The sequence below is a fragment of the Pseudomonas sp. genome (assembly GCF_028293835.1).
Classification (GTDB): Bacteria; Pseudomonadota; Gammaproteobacteria; order Pseudomonadales; family Pseudomonadaceae; genus Aquipseudomonas.
Map to the genome: position 1 here is coordinate 18,029 of NZ_JAQGNX010000095.1, position 15,600 is coordinate 33,628.

General features: G+C 57.4%; 15 protein-coding genes. 6 read left to right on the forward strand and 9 right to left on the reverse strand.

Features of this window, described 5'->3' with window-relative positions; translation table 11 throughout:
- Positions 1-112: 112 nt before the first annotated feature.
- From JWR17_RS12885 to JWR17_RS12900, 4 genes are all read left to right on the forward strand, one after another.
- Entirely contained in the window at positions 113-1,432 is a 1,320-nt protein-coding gene (locus JWR17_RS12885; protein ID WP_299832007.1) for an imelysin family protein, read from the forward strand.
- A gap of 162 nt (positions 1,433-1,594) precedes the next feature.
- Positions 1,595-3,019 carry a di-heme oxidoredictase family protein gene (locus JWR17_RS12890; protein WP_299832009.1) on the forward strand — a complete coding sequence of 475 codons (1,425 nt, stop codon included), beginning with the start codon at positions 1,595-1,597 and terminating at the stop codon, positions 3,017-3,019.
- 33 nt (positions 3,020-3,052) lie between these two features.
- Positions 3,053-4,126: an imelysin family protein gene (locus JWR17_RS12895; RefSeq protein WP_299832011.1), complete on the forward strand. Its 1,074-nt coding sequence runs from the start codon at positions 3,053-3,055 to the stop codon at positions 4,124-4,126.
- Between the two features lies 1 nt (position 4,127).
- The gene (locus JWR17_RS12900) at positions 4,128-5,225 is read left to right on the forward strand and encodes a DUF1513 domain-containing protein (protein ID WP_299832013.1); all 1,098 of its coding nucleotides are present in this window, start codon (positions 4,128-4,130) and stop codon (positions 5,223-5,225) included.
- A 120-nt stretch (positions 5,226-5,345) separates the two neighbouring features.
- Here the strand turns inward: JWR17_RS12900 and JWR17_RS12905 are convergent, their stop codons facing one another.
- The 9 genes from JWR17_RS12905 to JWR17_RS12945 all read right to left on the reverse strand — a co-directional run bounded on the left by JWR17_RS12905 (position 5,346) and on the right by JWR17_RS12945 (position 13,405).
- Entirely contained in the window at positions 5,346-5,555 is a 210-nt protein-coding gene (locus tag JWR17_RS12905) for a hypothetical protein (protein ID WP_299832015.1), read from the reverse strand.
- Positions 5,555-6,271, reverse strand: a complete 717-nt coding sequence (locus tag JWR17_RS12910) for a lipopolysaccharide kinase InaA family protein (RefSeq protein WP_299832017.1) — start codon at positions 6,269-6,271, stop codon at positions 5,555-5,557. Before JWR17_RS12910 ends, JWR17_RS12905 begins: the two co-directional genes overlap by 1 nt.
- A gap of 220 nt (positions 6,272-6,491) precedes the next feature.
- A complete protein-coding gene (locus JWR17_RS12915) occupies positions 6,492-7,769 on the reverse strand; it encodes a HAMP domain-containing sensor histidine kinase (protein WP_299832019.1) in 1,278 nt (425 codons plus the stop codon).
- Positions 7,759-8,442: a two-component system response regulator ColR gene (gene colR / locus JWR17_RS12920; protein WP_299832022.1), complete on the reverse strand. Its 684-nt coding sequence runs from the start codon at positions 8,440-8,442 to the stop codon at positions 7,759-7,761. The genes JWR17_RS12915 and colR overlap by 11 nt, the downstream gene beginning before the upstream one ends.
- 166 nt (positions 8,443-8,608) lie before the next feature.
- A complete protein-coding gene (groL, locus tag JWR17_RS12925; RefSeq protein WP_299832024.1) occupies positions 8,609-10,252 on the reverse strand; it encodes a chaperonin GroEL in 1,644 nt (547 codons plus the stop codon).
- A gap of 51 nt (positions 10,253-10,303) precedes the next feature.
- The gene (locus JWR17_RS12930; protein ID WP_299832026.1) at positions 10,304-10,597 is read right to left on the reverse strand and encodes a co-chaperone GroES; all 294 of its coding nucleotides are present in this window, start codon (positions 10,595-10,597) and stop codon (positions 10,304-10,306) included.
- A 275-nt stretch (positions 10,598-10,872) separates the two neighbouring features.
- Positions 10,873-11,361, reverse strand: coding sequence for an FxsA family protein (locus JWR17_RS12935; protein ID WP_299832028.1), 489 nt, complete (start codon positions 11,359-11,361; stop codon positions 10,873-10,875).
- A gap of 65 nt (positions 11,362-11,426) precedes the next feature.
- On the reverse strand, positions 11,427-12,158 hold the full coding sequence (locus JWR17_RS12940; protein WP_299832030.1) for a DUF2470 domain-containing protein: 732 nt from the start codon (positions 12,156-12,158) through the stop codon (positions 11,427-11,429).
- A gap of 239 nt (positions 12,159-12,397) precedes the next feature.
- Entirely contained in the window at positions 12,398-13,405 is a 1,008-nt protein-coding gene (locus tag JWR17_RS12945) for a DUF481 domain-containing protein (protein WP_299832032.1), read from the reverse strand.
- A gap of 133 nt (positions 13,406-13,538) precedes the next feature.
- Between JWR17_RS12945 and JWR17_RS12950 the strand changes: the two genes are divergently transcribed.
- Together JWR17_RS12950 and JWR17_RS12955 are read left to right on the forward strand one after the other, a co-directional pair.
- Complete coding sequence (locus tag JWR17_RS12950; RefSeq protein WP_299832033.1) at positions 13,539-13,907, forward strand: MGMT family protein; 369 nt, start codon at positions 13,539-13,541, stop codon at positions 13,905-13,907.
- 41 nt (positions 13,908-13,948) lie between these two features.
- Positions 13,949-15,526: an AmpG family muropeptide MFS transporter gene (locus tag JWR17_RS12955; protein ID WP_299832035.1), complete on the forward strand. Its 1,578-nt coding sequence runs from the start codon at positions 13,949-13,951 to the stop codon at positions 15,524-15,526.
- The last annotated feature ends 74 nt before the right edge of the window (positions 15,527-15,600 follow it).

Consider the following 15,600-nt stretch of genomic DNA (forward strand, 5'->3'; position numbering starts at 1 on the left):
GTAACCAATTTCCTGCCGCCTTCCCCTTACGCTAACTGCATATCTTTCGCATCATGGCGCAGCTTTTTCAGTGCTAACGCGTTCTATTCTTTTTCCGACGCAGGATTCCGTCATGATTCGTATGCCCTTGGCAACAGCCAGTCTGCTGGCCATCGCTGTTTCTCTAGTTGGCTGTGGCGAAGGCAAGGACAAGGTCGCTGCTCCGGTAACTGCCAGCGCCCCATCCGCAGCGACTGGCCAGCCCGACAATGCGGCGGCCAAGGCGGTTGTCGCCAACTACACGAACATGATTTACGCCGTGTTCAGCGATGCTGAATCTACGGCAAAATCCCTGCGCAGCGAGGTCGACCATTTCCTGGCCAAGCCAGACGACCACACCCTCAAGGCTGCCCGGGATGCCTGGGTCGCCGCGCGCGTACCGTATATGCAAACCGAGGTTTTTCGCTTCGGCAATACCATTATTGACGACTGGGAAGGCCAGGTTAACGCGTGGCCCCTGGACGAAGGTCTGATCGATTATGTCGCCACCGATTACCAGCATGCGCTGGGCAATCCAGGCGCCACCGCCAACATTATCGGCAACACTACAATCCAGCTCGGCGAAGACAAGGTCGACGTTACGCGGATCAGTGCTGAAACACTGGCGAGCCTGAACGAATTGGGCGGTTCAGAAGCAAACGTCGCCACCGGTTATCACGCCATCGAATTTCTGCTCTGGGGCCAGGACCTCCATGGCACCCAAGCAGGTGCAGGCGAACGCCCGGCCACTGACTACGTCGAAGGTCCAGGCGCCACGGGCGGCAACAACGACCGCCGTCGCGAATACCTGAAAGCGGTCACCGACCTGTTGGTGACCGACCTGGAAACCATGGTCAATAACTGGAAGCCTGGCGTGGCCGATAACTACCGCGCCAAGCTCGAAGCCGAGCCGGGCGAAAGTGGCCTGCGTAAAATGCTGTTTGGCATGGGCAGCCTGTCCCTGGGGGAACTCGCAGGGGAACGGATGAAGGTCGCACTGGAAGCCAACTCCAGCGAAGACGAACACGACTGTTTTAGTGACGACACCCACCATTCACACTTCTACAACGGCCTGGGCATTCGCAACGTCTATCTGGGGGAATACACCCGGGTAAACGGTGAAAAAATCAGCGGCCCGAGCCTGTCCTCACTGGTGGCCAAGGCCGATGCGGCGACTGACGCCACGCTCAGGTCTGACCTCAACGGCACACAAGCCAAACTGCAAGTGATCGTCGACCGAGCGAATAACGGCGAACACTTCGATCAACTGATCGCTGCGGGCAACACCGACGGCAACCAGGTGGTACGCGACGCCATTGCTTCATTGGTCACCCAGACCGGCGCCATCGAACAAGCCGCCAGCCGTCTGGGCATCGCCGACCTGAACCCGGACAACGCCGAACATTCGTTTTAGTTGATCGGCCGTTAATTGCCATCCCTGAAGGCGCCAACTTGTTGGCGAGGCGGCGTATTGATACACCGCGCTGACTTTCGCCAACAAATTAGCGCCTACAGGGGATTTGCGCCGTGCCGGTCGCGCGTTGTCTTGCACCCGTCAGCTTCCACCAGGATGTATATGTTTGCGTTGCGCCCTCTTCTGCCTGCCACTTTCGCCTTAGCCCTGGGTGCCTGTGACGACTCTCCGCGCTTCACCCAGGCAGAACCGGGGGAAGCGTTGTCTGGTGGAAGCGCCACGGTAAAAAAACTCGATCGCAACGCGTTTTCACTACCGTCGGCCAATCTTTCGTCGGTTCGCCGTCTGGACTTCAGTGTCGGCAACAGCTTTTTCCGCAACCCTTGGGTAATTGCCCCATCGACCACCACGGCGCGGGATGGGCTGGGTCCATTGTTCAATACCAACGCCTGTCAAAACTGCCACATCAAAGACGGCCGCGGTCATCCGCCTACGCCGGGGGCGGTCAATGCGGTGTCGATGCTGGTGCGTCTATCAATTCCCGATGATCCCGCGTTTGCTCGATTGATTGAACGGACCGGCGTATTGCCCGAGCCGGTGTATGGCGGGCAGTTGCAGGACATGGCGATCCCGGGCGTCAGGCCCGAAGGCAAGGTTCGTGTCGACTACGATGAGCGGCTGATCAGCTTTAAGGACGGTACTCAGGTCTCGTTACGCAAACCCACACTGAACATCACTGAACTGGGTTACGGGCCGCTGCACCCGCACACGCAGTTCTCGGCTCGTATTGCGCCACCGATGATTGGATTGGGTTTGCTCGAAGCCATTCCTGAGGCAGTGATTCTCGCCCAGGCCGACCCCCATGACCGCGACGGCAACGGCATCGCTGGACGTGCCAATCAGGTGTGGGACGATGCCCTGCAAAAAACCGTAATGGGACGCTTTGGCTGGAAAGCCGGGCAACCCAACCTCAATCAGCAAAATGCCCACGCCTTCTCTGGCGACATGGGCCTGACCACTCGACTCAAACCCGCCGATGACTGCACCCCGGCGCAAACCGATTGCCTCAATGCGCCCAACGGGGGCAGCCCTGCCGGTGAGCCAGAGGTGAGCGACAACATCCTGCGTCAGGTGCTGTTTTACAGCCGCAACCTCGGTGTCCCGGCACGACGAGACGTCGAAAATCCTTTAGTACTGGCGGGCAAAAATCTGTTCTATCAAGCAGGGTGTCAGCAATGCCACAGCCCAGTATTTACCACCCGTGCCGACGCCGCAGAACCCGAACTGGCCAATCAAATCATTCGTCCCTACAGCGACCTGTTGCTGCATGACATGGGCGAGGGCTTGGCCGATCAACGCAGCGAATTCCAGGCCTCGGGTCGAGATTGGCGTACTGCGCCGCTGTGGGGCATCGGCCTGACCGAAGCCGTCAGCGGCCACAGCCAATTTCTACATGACGGTCGTGCCCGCAACCTGCTCGAAGCGGTCCTGTGGCACGGCGGCGAGGCACAGGCCGCACAACAACATGTACTTGGCTTCAATGCCTCGCAGCGCGACGCTTTGCTGGCCTTTTTGAACTCGCTTTGATGCGTACCCTCACGACACACTCAGGAGCCGGACATGTTCCGCCCCAAACTGCTACTGACCAGCCTTGCCGCCTTAGCCGCCCTGACGACTGCGGCCTGTTCGCCACAGGACCCACAGGCGGTAACCTCGGCGGCGATCGCCAGGCAGGTGATTCTGCCCACCTACAGTCGCTGGGTTGACGCCGACCGCCAATTGTCCATCAGCGCCCTGGCTTTCTGCCAAGGCAACGCCAGCCTGGACACGGCTCGCGCCGACTTCCTCCATGCGCAAACCGCCTGGGCTGAGTTGCAGCCGCTACTGATCGGGCCGTTGGCCGAAGGCAATCGCGCCTGGCAGATACAGTTCTGGCCGGATAAAAAGAATCTGGTCGGACGCCAGGTCGAGCAACTATTGAGCGCACAACCGCAGGTCGATGCAGCGGCGTTAGCCAACGCCAGCGTTGTGGTGCAAGGCCTTTCTGCCTATGAATACATTTTGTACGACGCCGTGGTCGACATGACCAATGTCGAGCAGAAGGCCCGCTACTGCCCCTTACTGGTGGCCATCGGAGCGCGACAAAAAAGCCTCGCCGAAGACATCCTCAACCGCTGGAACAACACCGACGGCATGCTCGCGCAGCTGAGCAAATTTCCCAACCAACGCTACGCCGATGCCCATGAAGCCATCGCGGAGTTACTGCGGGTTCAGGTCACCGCGCTGGACAGTTTGAAAAAGAAACTTGGCACGCCCTTAGGGCGCCAGGCCAAGGGCATTCCCCAGCCATTCCAGGCCGATTCATGGCGTAGCGAATCCTCGCTGAAAAGCCTGGAGGCCAGCTTGCTCAGCGCCAAAGCGGTGTGGGCCGGGGTAGACAATCAGGGCTTGCGTGGCCTGCTTGGCGCCGAACAGAAACCCGTAGCCGACCGGATAGATGCCGCTTATGCCGACAGCAGTAAATTGCTCTCCTCGTTGCAGCCACCGCTAGGTCAACTGCTCACCACTGAACAGGGTCGCCAGCAACTCAACGGGCTCTACGACAGCTTGAACACTGTCCACCGTTTGCATGAAGGTGAACTGGCCAAGGCATTGGGTGTTCAACTCGGCTTCAATGCCAACGACGGAGACTGATATGTTGAGACGTCAGGCGTTGGCCTTGGGGAGTGTATTGCTTGGCGCCTGCACCTTGGGCGGTTGGACGGTCTTTCGGCAAAAGCAAACCCCGCCGCTGCTGCTGTCCGCCCGAGACGACAGCGATGGCAATCACTTTGCCGTGGGTTATCGGCTGGACGGCCGACAGGTTTTCGCTACCCAGGTCGGCCAACGCTGTCACGACATCGTCAACCATCCCGACTTGCCGCTGGCGCTGTTTGTTGCCCGCAGGCCGGGAACGGAAAGCTACCTGCTGGACGTGCGTGACGGACGTTTGCTGCAGACGATAACCTCTGCGCCGAATCGGCATTTCTATGGACACGCGGTCATTCATAAGGGCGGTGACTGGCTGTACGCCACGGAGAACGACACCACTGATCCGGGCAGGGGCCTGCTGGGCGTTTATCGGTTCATCGATGAGCGTCTGGTGCGCAGCACGGAGATGCCCACTCACGGTGTCGGTCCGCACCAAGTGTCGTGGATGCCTGACGGAGAAACACTGGTTGTCGCCAACGGCGGCATCCGCACTGAAGCGGAAAGCCGAGTCGACATGAATTTGAACGCCATGCAACCGAGCCTGGTACTGATGCGCCGCGATGGCATGCTGCTCAGCAAGGAAACCCTCAGCCAACCGATGAACAGCATTCGTCATTTGGCCATCGCCAGCGACGGCACACTGGTGTCCGGCCAGCAATTCATGGGCGACAGGCAAACCACTGCCGATCTGCTGGCAATCAAGCGCCCCGGTATGCCGTTCGTTGCGTTCCCGGTAGGTGAAAGCCAGCTGCAAGCGATGAACCATTACAGCGCCAGCGTTGCCATACACAGCGGCTTGCGCCTGGTCGCAATGAGTGCGCCCCGTGGAAATCGCTTGTTCATTTGGGATTTGGACAGCGGTGAAGTCCGCCTGGACGCGCCCTTGGCAGACTGCGCGGGAATTGGTGCAGTAGCAGACGGCTTCGTCGCAACCTCAGGCCAAGGCCGATGTCGGTTTTACGATTGCCGTCAACCGCAGATAGTAGCGACGCCTTTACAGTTGCCCGCAGGGCTATGGGATAACCACCTGCATATGGTGTGAAATCTGATTCACCAGAATCTGTGGGAGCCAACTTGTTGGCGAGGCGGTGGTCTGATCCACCGCATCAACCCTCTCGCCAACAAGTTGGCTCCTAAAGAGTCCTGACATGACGCCTGCCCATCACTGAGTCATGCCATACATGAACAGCAGCAAATCATGGCTCGGTTCAGCCACCTGCTTGACCTTGGCTACGCGTGGTAAAGGGCAATGCCCCTCACCAATCTGTGCGCTTAATATTTTGGGGCCAGGTTGCTCCCACACGGTCAGGGCCAGAGACGCTATACCTAGCGCCCCTACCAAGAAAAAACCTCGCGCTATTTCGAGTTTCATCACCTTAAGCCTTTGATAGCGCTGCCAAACGCATGCTCGTAAAAATAGACTAATTTCAGCCAGTCTGTGTCGTTGAACGACGAGTGGCGGCGTAGCTGCTGCAGATCATGCTGGGCCGCGCTTTGGGCCGTCCAGCGGCGGCGGCATTTCTCCAGATCAAGCAGCGCCACCTCAACTTTCTCATCAGGACCGTCGCCGCTGACCCGCACGAAAATGTGTTTTATATACAAACAGCTATGCTGCCAGCGCCCCAAATGCATGCGCGACAGGTTGGCCGCCAACTCTTCAAGCAAACGGTCATGCACCGCTTCACCGTGACGCTCACGACCGCCCGCAGCGTACCAGTTGTCCATCTCAACAAAGCCATCGAGCGCTGCGGTCACCAGCAGTGCCCGCCATTGCTTGTCCGCATCGCGCTCTGCGCCGCAAAACACCAGCTTGGGTACATTAACCCTGAGCTGACGCAAGCCCTCTATGGCATCACGCTCGCGCAATACGGTGGGCCTGCCGAATGGATGCAGCCATGAACGATAGGTATGACCTGTCTGGCGTTTAACATAAAGCAGGCGGCCGTTGGGCGATACCACGCGCTGCACGCCACTTTCACCACCACGACGACGGTTAGGTTCTTCGACCCACTCGCCCTGTTGATTCCAGAAATAGGCAAAGCGGTCTTGAGGGGCGACGCCCGGTGCGGCTACGAAATCAACGGCCATTGCTTACCTCATGCGTTAAGGATAAAACCTGCCAATGGTGAAGCTATGGGGAACCGAGGGTAGATCCAGGTGCTGCAAAGTCCGTACCCGCGGACTGGAAAACTTCAGCGGACCCGCCTGTTTGATGCCAACCTGATACGCGGCAGGTGGGAGGGCGACTGATTGTCGCCGGTGTGTGACAGTTTTTAGTCTGTAAAGTTCGAAGCTGCTGCATGCCGTATCAGCTGGATGTTTCAGTCAGCACAACACGGAAACGGCAGCCGTTGGGTTCCATGGTGCTGAGATTAACAGTCCAGTCCTCGCTCTCACAAATCCGCTGAACCAGCGACAGCCCAAGACCTAGCCCCTCACCCCGCTGTTCATTGCCGCGTACAAACGGCTGAAACATTGCCTCACGCTTTTCTTCCGGAATACCGACCCCGCTGTCCTCAACCACAAAGCCGTGGGCTTCCAGGGTCAAACGAATAAAACCGTGGTCGGTGTAATGCAGGGCGTTACGCAGCAGATTACCCATGACGGCGAGTAAGAATGTTGTGTGATAGCTGCCTGGCGAAGGAACGCCTGGGTTGAACTCCAGCGTCAGCCCCTTACGCTCGATAGGCTCCCGCCATTGCGCGATCAATTGTTCAGCCACAGCGTTCAACGAAATTTTCGACGCTCCGGCCTCGTCGCGCTGGGTACGGGCCAGCATCAGGAAAGTCTGTACCAAGTCGCGCATTTCTTCGCAGGCACGGGCGATGCGCTCGACCTGAGTGCGTGCCCGATGATCGAGTTCGGGGTTTTCCAACAGCAACTCGCAAGAACTGGCGAGCACCATCAGGGGGGTACGCAGCTCGTGGCTGACGTCGCTGGTGAACAGACGCTCACGGGTCAATGCCTGACGCAGACGCCCCAGCGTGGCGTCGAAGGCAGTTGCCAGTTCTCCCACCTCATCGGCCGCGTAGTCCGGCGCCAAGGGCGGCGCCAGTCCCAACAGCTGATCCCGGTGACGCACTTGCCTGGCCAGACGTACCACCGGTGCCATTACCCGTCGAGCCAATATCCAGCCGAGGAACACAGCCAGGGCCAACGCCAGGACAAACCCAACCAACACCACGGCGAACAGCACTCGCTCACGTTCTTCGAAGTCGCTTTGATCTTGCAGCAGCACATAGCGCCGGCCGTCGACGATCTCGACCATGGCGTGATAGGACAACGCCTCGCGAAAGACTTCGTGAAAACCGGAATCCAGGTGTCGCAAGTCCTTGGGCAAGGCGAAATCGCCACGGCCGTTGCTGTAGTAGAACAATTGGTCCGGCTCAGGCCGATGGCTCCAGTCGCTCACGCTGTCCATCAGCAGCAAGCGATTCAGATCGCCGCCCAAGCCTGAGGAAATCAATTTTTCTTCGACTAAATGAACCGTTGCCACGATTCCCAGTGCGAACGACCCGGCCACCAATGCGCTCATCAACGCGAAGGCGATGATGATCCGCTGGGCGAGGCTTTGCTTAAACTCCATCACGGCCCTCGGCCAGGCGGTAACCCACGCCGTGCACCGTTTGCAGCAATGGCTTGGCGAAAGGCTTGTCGATCACCTGGCGCAATTGGTGGACATGACTGCGCAAGCTGTCGCTGTCCGGGCAATCGTCGCCCCACAACGCTTCTTCGAGGATTTCCCGGCGCAGCACATGCGGGCTTTTTTGCATCAATACGGCCAACAGCTTGAGGCCAACCGGGTTTAGCTTGAGCAGACGCCCGTCGCGGCTCACTTCAAGGGTGTCCAGGTCATAAACCAGATCAGCGACGGTCAATGTCCGTCGACCGCCGCCCTGAGCGCGCCGCAGTACTGCTTCAATGCGCGCGGCAAGCTCCGATAAGGCAAAAGGTTTGAGCAAATAGTCATCGGCGCCGGAGCGGAAGCCCTGCAGCCGATCATCCAGTTGATCGCGGGCGGTCAGCATGATCACCGGCGTGTCGCGGCGCGCATCCTCCCGCAAACGCTTGCATAAGGTATAGCCATCGATGCCGGGTAGCATGATGTCGAGCACGATAAGGTCGTAGTGTTCGGTGGCTGCCAAGTGCAGTCCGGAAAGACCATCTTGCGCGCAATCGACGGTGTAACCTTTCAACCCCAAATAGTCAGCGAGGTTTGCCAGGATATCGCGGTTGTCTTCAACCAGCAGAATTCGCATGAGGGTCTCCGTATGCAGTTATGGCCTTTGAAGCTGGCGCAGCTTAAGGCGTCGGGACGCGTTCGACCAGACTTAACGGTCGAGCGGACCCGGCATGTCCTTTAAACATAAAAAAACCCCGCACGAGGCGAGGTTTTTTTGAGTCTAGCGCAGGGGTAAAGCTGGCTTACATCATGCCGCCCATACCACCCATGCCGCCCATGTCTGGCATACCGCCGCCAGATGCCTTGTCTTCAACCACTTCAGCAATCATCGCTTCGGTGGTGATCATCAGGCTGGCGATGGACGACGCCGCTTGCAGAGCAGAGCGAGTCACTTTAGCCGGGTCAAGGATACCCATTTCGATCATGTCGCCGTATTCGCCGGTAGCAGCGTTGTAACCGAAGTTACCCGAACCCTGCTTGACCTTGTCGACAACAACGCTTGGCTCGTCACCGGAGTTGGCAACGATCTGGCGCAGTGGAGCTTCTACAGCGCGACGCAGCAGAGCGATACCGACGTTCTGATCAGCGTTGTCGCCTTTCAGGTCAGCAATGGCTTGCAGGGAGCGAACCAGCGCTACGCCACCGCCAGGTACAACGCCTTCTTCAACGGCTGCACGAGTAGCGTGCAGGGCGTCTTCAACGCGTGCTTTTTTCTCTTTCATTTCAACTTCGGAACCGGCGCCGACTTTGATCACTGCAACGCCGCCGGACAATTTGGCCAGACGCTCTTGCAGTTTTTCTTTGTCGTAGTCAGACGTGGTGTCTGCTACCTGCGTGCGGATCTGAGCGATACGCGAGTCAATGTCCGAACGAACGCCAGCACCGTCGATGATGGTGGTGTTTTCTTTGTTCAGAACCACGCGCTTGGCGTTACCCAGGTGTTCCAGGGTAGCGGTTTCCAGGCTCAGGCCGATTTCTTCGGAGATAACAGTACCGCCAGTCAGAACAGCGATGTCCTGCAGCATGGCTTTGCGACGGTCGCCGAAACCTGGAGCTTTAACAGCTGCAACTTTCACGATACCGCGCATGTTGTTCACAACCAGAGTCGCCAGGGCTTCGCCTTCAACGTCTTCGGCAACGATCAACAGCGGACGGCCAGCTTTGGCCACTGCTTCCAGAACTGGCAGCATTTCGCGGATGTTCGAGATTTTTTTGTCGACCAGCAGGATCAGCGGGCTGTCCAGCTCGGCAACCATGGTGTCTGGCTTGTTGATGAAGTACGGGGACAGGTAACCACGGTCAAACTGCATGCCTTCAACAACAGACAATTCGTTTTCCAGGCCAGTACCTTCTTCAACGGTGATAACGCCGTCTTTGGTCACTTTTTCCATAGCTTCGGCAATGATGTCGCCGATGGAGCTATCGGAGTTGGCGGAAATAGTACCCACCTGAGCGATTGCCTTGGTGTCGGTGCACGGCTTGGACAGCTTCTTCAGCTCGGCAACAATGGCGATGGTCGCCTTGTCGATGCCGCGCTTCAAGTCCATTGGGTTCATGCCGGCAGCTACGGCTTTCAGGCCTTCGTTGACAATCGACTGAGCCAGAACGGTAGCGGTGGTGGTGCCGTCGCCTGCGTCATCGTTCGCACGGGAAGCAACGTCTTTGACCAGCTGCGCGCCCATGTTTTCGAAACGGTCTTTCAGTTCGATTTCTTTAGCAACCGACACACCGTCTTTGGTGATCAGCGGAGCGCCAAAGCTTTTTTCGATGATAACGTTACGGCCTTTAGGCCCGAGGGTCGCTTTAACTGCGTCAGCCAGGACGTTTACACCGGTGAGCATTTTTTTGCGAGCCGAGTCGCCAAACTTAACTTCTTTTGCAGCCATGATCGTTATTCCTTAAATACTTTGTAGTAATGGGAAATTCGCGGGTAAGACTCAGGCTTCAACGACTGCGAGAATTTCGTTCTCGCTCATCACCAGCAGGTCTTCGCCGTCTACTTTCACAGTGTTGCTGCCGGAATACGGGCCGAACACCACTTTGTCACCCACTTTCACAGCCAGCGCACGTACTTCGCCGTTTTCCAGCACGCGGCCGGTACCTACAGCGAGGATCTCGCCACGGTTAGGCTTTTCAGCAGCCGAACCTGGCAAAACGATACCGCCAGCGGTTTTGGATTCTTCTTCGCTGCGACGGATTACGACGCGGTCATGCAGAGGACGAAGCTTCATTGTCGATCTCCTAATTATGGTTTTAAACGCCCCGGTGACTGACACCGGTGAGTTACAACATCCGGCGTGGCCGGTTGCGGTTCGACAAGCGAAACGCAGAATACGGTCTGGCGATTCCACCAGAAACCTTGCGGTGACCCATACATAAGGGCGAGCAAGGTGATTACAAGGCTTGAGACCGATTTTTTTTCGCAATGCACTACAACGGTTATAACGAAAGCAGACGCCGGGACAGCCTTACAGGCCGCCCCAAGACGGATGAAGAGGCAAAGGGCTTATGGCTTGTCGTCGCGGTGTTCGAACTCACCTTCGATAACGTCCGGCTCTCGGTGGCTCTGGGGCGCAATACCGGCATGACCAAAACCATTACCGGCCTGGGGCTCATCGGCGAATGCACGTTGCCGCGTAGCCTGATCTTGCGCACGCTTGCGCAACTTGCCCACCAACACCCGACGAGTGATGGGCAGCAGGCAAATAACACCCAGCACGTCACTGATAAAGCCGGGCAGCAGCAGCAAGCCACCACCGACCGCAATCATTAGTCCTTCAAGCATTTCCTGAGCAGGTAGCTCGCCGCGCGTCAGGCTTTCACGCGCACGCAAAGCGGTGGCGAAACCGGCCACCCGGATCAGGAAGACACCCAGCATCGAACTGGCCACCACCAACAAGACAGTGGGGAAAAAACCTATCGCCATGCCGACCTTGATCAGAATAAACAGCTCAAGCATCGGAAACAGGACGAACAAAAACAGAAAAACACGCATCAAATGAGTTCCTCGACGGAAGATGACTTCCAATAAACCCTATGTGACGTCGCAGCTATGTTAATTCAAGCCTCCTGGGCTTCTTCAACCGGCCATTTCTCGGCGTGGGCCAGTAGTACCAAGGCTTCGCGAACTTGTGTCGGCGTATTGCAGGGTTTCGCAAAGGGCAACCAGTGTAAACCATGGCCGATGCGCAGGTGCATGCCTTCGCTGTCAACGCCAACCAGTACGGCGGGCTCAGTCTGGGGCAAACCGGTCAATTCCACATAATGCGCAATGGCTTTGGTGTGGTCTTCATTCATGTGCTCGACCATGCTCGCCTCGGCCTTACCGGCAAACGGGTTGGCCAACGCAATTTCATCGAGCCAATGGATCGCGCCGAAACCGCCAATGAAGCGGTAGCGCACCGGAGCCAGTACCCAGAAGTCAAAGTCGTGGGCACGGTGATAACTCTGGGACTCGGGGAAGAACCGGTAATACCGCTGGGCGGCGGCTTCGATGGCCGCAGCGTCCTGAAGTTTCTCGGCCTCGGCCAACACCGTCACGCGGCCCACCGCTTGCACATCCTCCGCGCCACGCTCGCCCACCAGCAGCGAGCACTTGGGGTCTTTTTGCAGGTTGTGGGTGTGCTGAGCGATCCGGCTGATCAAAATCAACGGCCGGCCCTGGTCGTCCAGGCAATAAGGCACCACCGAGCCAAACGGAAAGCCGGGCATTGATTTGGAGTGCGTGGACAACACGCCGCGAAATTCCTTGAGTAACAGCTCTCGGGCCTGCTTAGCGGCTTTCGCGCTCATCTTAATGATTCCTTATGAAGCGTCCGCCGAAACCTGACGGGCACTCGAAAATTTGGCAGCACCAAGACAAGATAATAATTATTAGTGGCAGTTGGAAGGGTTGACCTCCATAACACTCACCACTGTAGAAGGGTCCGCCACGTCTTCGACGCCGCGCTGTCGCACAGCATACGCAAAACCTACAGATTATTTTCAAGTCAATAAGTTATGCGTTGCTTGATCTTGCTCGCGATCGCTTATTACCAGGTCACGCCAAAGCCTGCGGTATAGCGGGTTGTGTTCAGCGCGCCTTCTGAGGTGCCGCTGATAACGTTTTTCTCGGCCTTCATGTTAAGCGAAGCCCAGTCGGTGAGTTTGTAACGCAATCCCAGCTCGGCATCCAGGCTGTAATCGGCAACGCCACTGAGCGGTTTACCCAATTCGCCATTGGTGAAGAACTCAAATCTCTTGCCCATCAGCAAGCGGTTGTAATCCCACTTGACCGCGGCCGAATAGAAATTGTCTTTCAAGCCATTTGAGTATTCATAGTCAGTACGGTTAAGCAGCGAACCCAGGGAGAACGCCCCCAGCTCATCGTCCCAGAATTGATAGCCTGGACCCGTACCCACTACGCGCTGACGTGCAAGGTCTTCGATAAAGTCGCGTTTGTACGTCACGCGACCTTCCCAGAACCATTTTTCGGTGAGGAAGCGGTCGATGGAATACTCAGCACTCCAGTTATTGGTACTGACGGCTTCGTCCTGGGTTTCGCGGTTGTATTCGCCCTTGGCGTTCTGGCGCCAGTAGCCATGGCGAGCCGAGGTTTTGAAGGCGATGTTGTAATCGTCGGTATCATTTTCGGCGCGCTGAAAGTCCAATGCGGCGTCGACATTACCTTTCCAGACCAGATCGGTGATGATCGGTTTAGGCTTCATCATTTGCTGGATGCTGGACAGCTCGACGGTCTTAGGTGCTTCGCCATTGGCCAACGTCACCTTGCCGTCTTCGGCAGGTTGCAAGGACTTGGCGACTTCACCTGTGTACTGATCCTGCTTGACCAGCAGCTTTTGATCGCTTTGCAGGGTTTTGATCTGCTTCCAGTCAAGCGGGATCGCTCCGCCGTAGTCGGTTTGCAGTAACAATTTACCGCCGTCGAAAACAGAGATTTTGCCGGTGAGTTTGTCACCGTTTTTCATCCAGACGGTGTCTGCAAGAAGCGGTGTTGAGGCGGTGGTAATAGCGAGGAACAGCAAGGTTTTCGACAACATAGGTGTCCGCAATACTCGAGTACGGCGATAAATCGGGCATCATCCCCCAAGGACGACAATCTGCTTCAAAGACCCTAGACTTCATCTGTAGTTCCCCACAACCCGACCAACGCCACGCAACAGGACGAACGTCGTGACCGAACATCCCACCGCCTGTGACGACCCTCCGCACCCCAGCCCGGCTGAGATTAGGCGTACGGCGTTATACTTGACCCTTCATCAGGTGCCCCAAGGCAAGGTCGTCAGTTACGGGGAGTTGGCCGCCATGGCCGGCTTGGGGCGCGCCGCTCGTTGGGTTGGTCGACTACTGAGCCAGTTACCCCATGACACCACCCTGCCCTGGCACCGCGTGCTAGGTGCCGGAGGCAGGATCAGTTTGCCCGCAGGCACTGCGTCGGGCGACGAACAGCGTGCCCGCTTGAGAGCGGAAGGGGTCACTGTCTCGAATAATCGAGTAGATATACGACGCCATGGCTGGCGTCCGATAGAGCACAGCGGTTAGAGTGCGCCCTTTGTTTCGTAATCTGAGGCAGACTTCAGCCCATGCCCCGTAAAACCTGGCGCGCCGCGCTCGCCGCTTACGCCACACCGTCAGCGCTCGTGATGTTATTGCTCGGATTCGCCGCCGGCTTGCCTTATATGCTGGTGTTTTCCACGTTGTCGGTCTGGCTGCGCGAAGCTGGCGTCGCCCGCGAAACCATCGGTTATGCCAGCCTGATTGGCTTGGCATACGCTTTTAAGTGGGTCTGGTCACCGCTTTTGGACCAATGGCGCCTGCCAATTCTTGGTCGACTCGGCCGCCGCCGATCCTGGCTGGTACTCTCGCAATCACTCGTGGTGATTGGCTTGATCGGCATGGGGTTTTGCGATCCTCAAAAGCACCTCTCCTGGTTAATTGCCATCGCGGTACTGGTCGCGTTTTCGTCCGCGACTCAAGACATCGCCATCGACGCCTATCGCCTGGAAATCGCTGAAGACAGCAGCCAGGCGGCATTGGCCGCCAGTTATATGTCCGGCTATCGCATCGCCGCGCTTCTGGCCACCGCTGGGGCGCTGTATATCGCCGAAGGCTTCGGCTCTACCGGTTTCAGCTATAAACATTCGGCGTGGGCCGGGACCTACATTCTGTTCGGCCTATTGATGTTGCCCGCACTGATCACCACGCTGATCATGCGTGAATCGCCGGTATCGTTGCGCACCCAGCTGTCAGCCGCTCGTTATGGCTTCAGCCACCAACTGGCGTCGGTGTTTGTCCTGATTATCCTGCTGGTGTCGGTGCCAGCGATGTTTACCCAGCTTTACTACACAGACTTCGCCAGCGTGCTGTTCGATGGCGAAAGCTGGTCCGATTTGCTCATGGAGGACCGCGCGTTTCTGCGTGCGCTGTTGTACGTCGTACTGACCACGCTGTGCTTGTCATCCTTTGGCAGACGCGGGCTTGCCCCAGTGCTGACGCCGATCAATGACTTTATTGGACGTTATCGCTGGCAGGCATTCTTGCTGCTGGGGTTGATCGCCACGTACCGCATGTCGGACACAGTCATGGGCGTCATGGCTAACGTTTTTTATATCGATCAGGGCTTTACCAAGGACCAGATTGCCAGCGTCAGTAAACTCTTTGGCCTGGCCATGACCCTGCTTGGCGCCGGGTTCGGGGGATTGTTGATCGTGCGTTTCGGCATTTTGCCGATTCTGTTTGTTGGCGGGGCAGCGTCTGCTGGTACCAATCTGCTGTTCCTGATGCTGGCTGACATGGGCGCGAATCTGCAGATGCTGATCGTGACCATTTCATTGGATAACTTCAGCGCAGGGCTCGCGACTTCGGCTTTCGTCGCCTATCTGTCAAGCCTGACCAACTTGAAGTTCTCAGCCACTCAGTACGCCTTGCTCAGCTCGATCATGCTGTTACTGCCGCGCTTGATTGGCGGTTATTCAGGCGTGATGGTGGAGAAGTTCGGCTACCACAACTTCTTTATGATGACGGCATTGATGGGGGTGCCGACGTTGGTAATGATCGCCATTCATTGGTCCCAGGAAGCCCGCCGCATCAAGGCAGCCGAAGCGCTCAAGGGCGACCCGCCAACGCCAGTTACCGAAACACCCGTTAGCGAACAACCCTGACAACGCACCGCCGGCTTCCTTAATGAATTCGGCCCACAGGCCAAGGCCAAGCCCTGTGGGCGAATTCATTCGCG

Coding starts and splice junctions, on each gene's coding strand:
- JWR17_RS12885 (WP_299832007.1), top strand. CDS start 113: ATGATTCGTATGCCCTTGGCAACAGCCAGTCTGCTGGCCATCGCTGTT.
- JWR17_RS12890 (WP_299832009.1), top strand. CDS start 1,595: ATGTTTGCGTTGCGCCCTCTTCTGCCTGCCACTTTCGCCTTAGCCCTG.
- JWR17_RS12895 (WP_299832011.1), top strand. CDS start 3,053: ATGTTCCGCCCCAAACTGCTACTGACCAGCCTTGCCGCCTTAGCCGCC.
- JWR17_RS12900 (WP_299832013.1), top strand. CDS start 4,128: ATGTTGAGACGTCAGGCGTTGGCCTTGGGGAGTGTATTGCTTGGCGCC.
- JWR17_RS12905 (WP_299832015.1), bottom strand. CDS start 5,555: ATGAAACTCGAAATAGCGCGAGGTTTTTTCTTGGTAGGGGCGCTAGGT.
- JWR17_RS12910 (WP_299832017.1), bottom strand. CDS start 6,271: ATGGCCGTTGATTTCGTAGCCGCACCGGGCGTCGCCCCTCAAGACCGC.
- JWR17_RS12915 (WP_299832019.1), bottom strand. CDS start 7,769: ATGGAGTTTAAGCAAAGCCTCGCCCAGCGGATCATCATCGCCTTCGCG.
- colR (WP_299832022.1), bottom strand. CDS start 8,442: ATGCGAATTCTGCTGGTTGAAGACAACCGCGATATCCTGGCAAACCTC.
- groL (WP_299832024.1), bottom strand. CDS start 10,252: ATGGCTGCAAAAGAAGTTAAGTTTGGCGACTCGGCTCGCAAAAAAATG.
- JWR17_RS12930 (WP_299832026.1), bottom strand. CDS start 10,597: ATGAAGCTTCGTCCTCTGCATGACCGCGTCGTAATCCGTCGCAGCGAA.
- JWR17_RS12935 (WP_299832028.1), bottom strand. CDS start 11,361: ATGCGTGTTTTTCTGTTTTTGTTCGTCCTGTTTCCGATGCTTGAGCTG.
- JWR17_RS12940 (WP_299832030.1), bottom strand. CDS start 12,158: ATGAGCGCGAAAGCCGCTAAGCAGGCCCGAGAGCTGTTACTCAAGGAA.
- JWR17_RS12945 (WP_299832032.1), bottom strand. CDS start 13,405: ATGTTGTCGAAAACCTTGCTGTTCCTCGCTATTACCACCGCCTCAACA.
- JWR17_RS12955 (WP_299832035.1), top strand. CDS start 13,949: ATGCCCCGTAAAACCTGGCGCGCCGCGCTCGCCGCTTACGCCACACCG.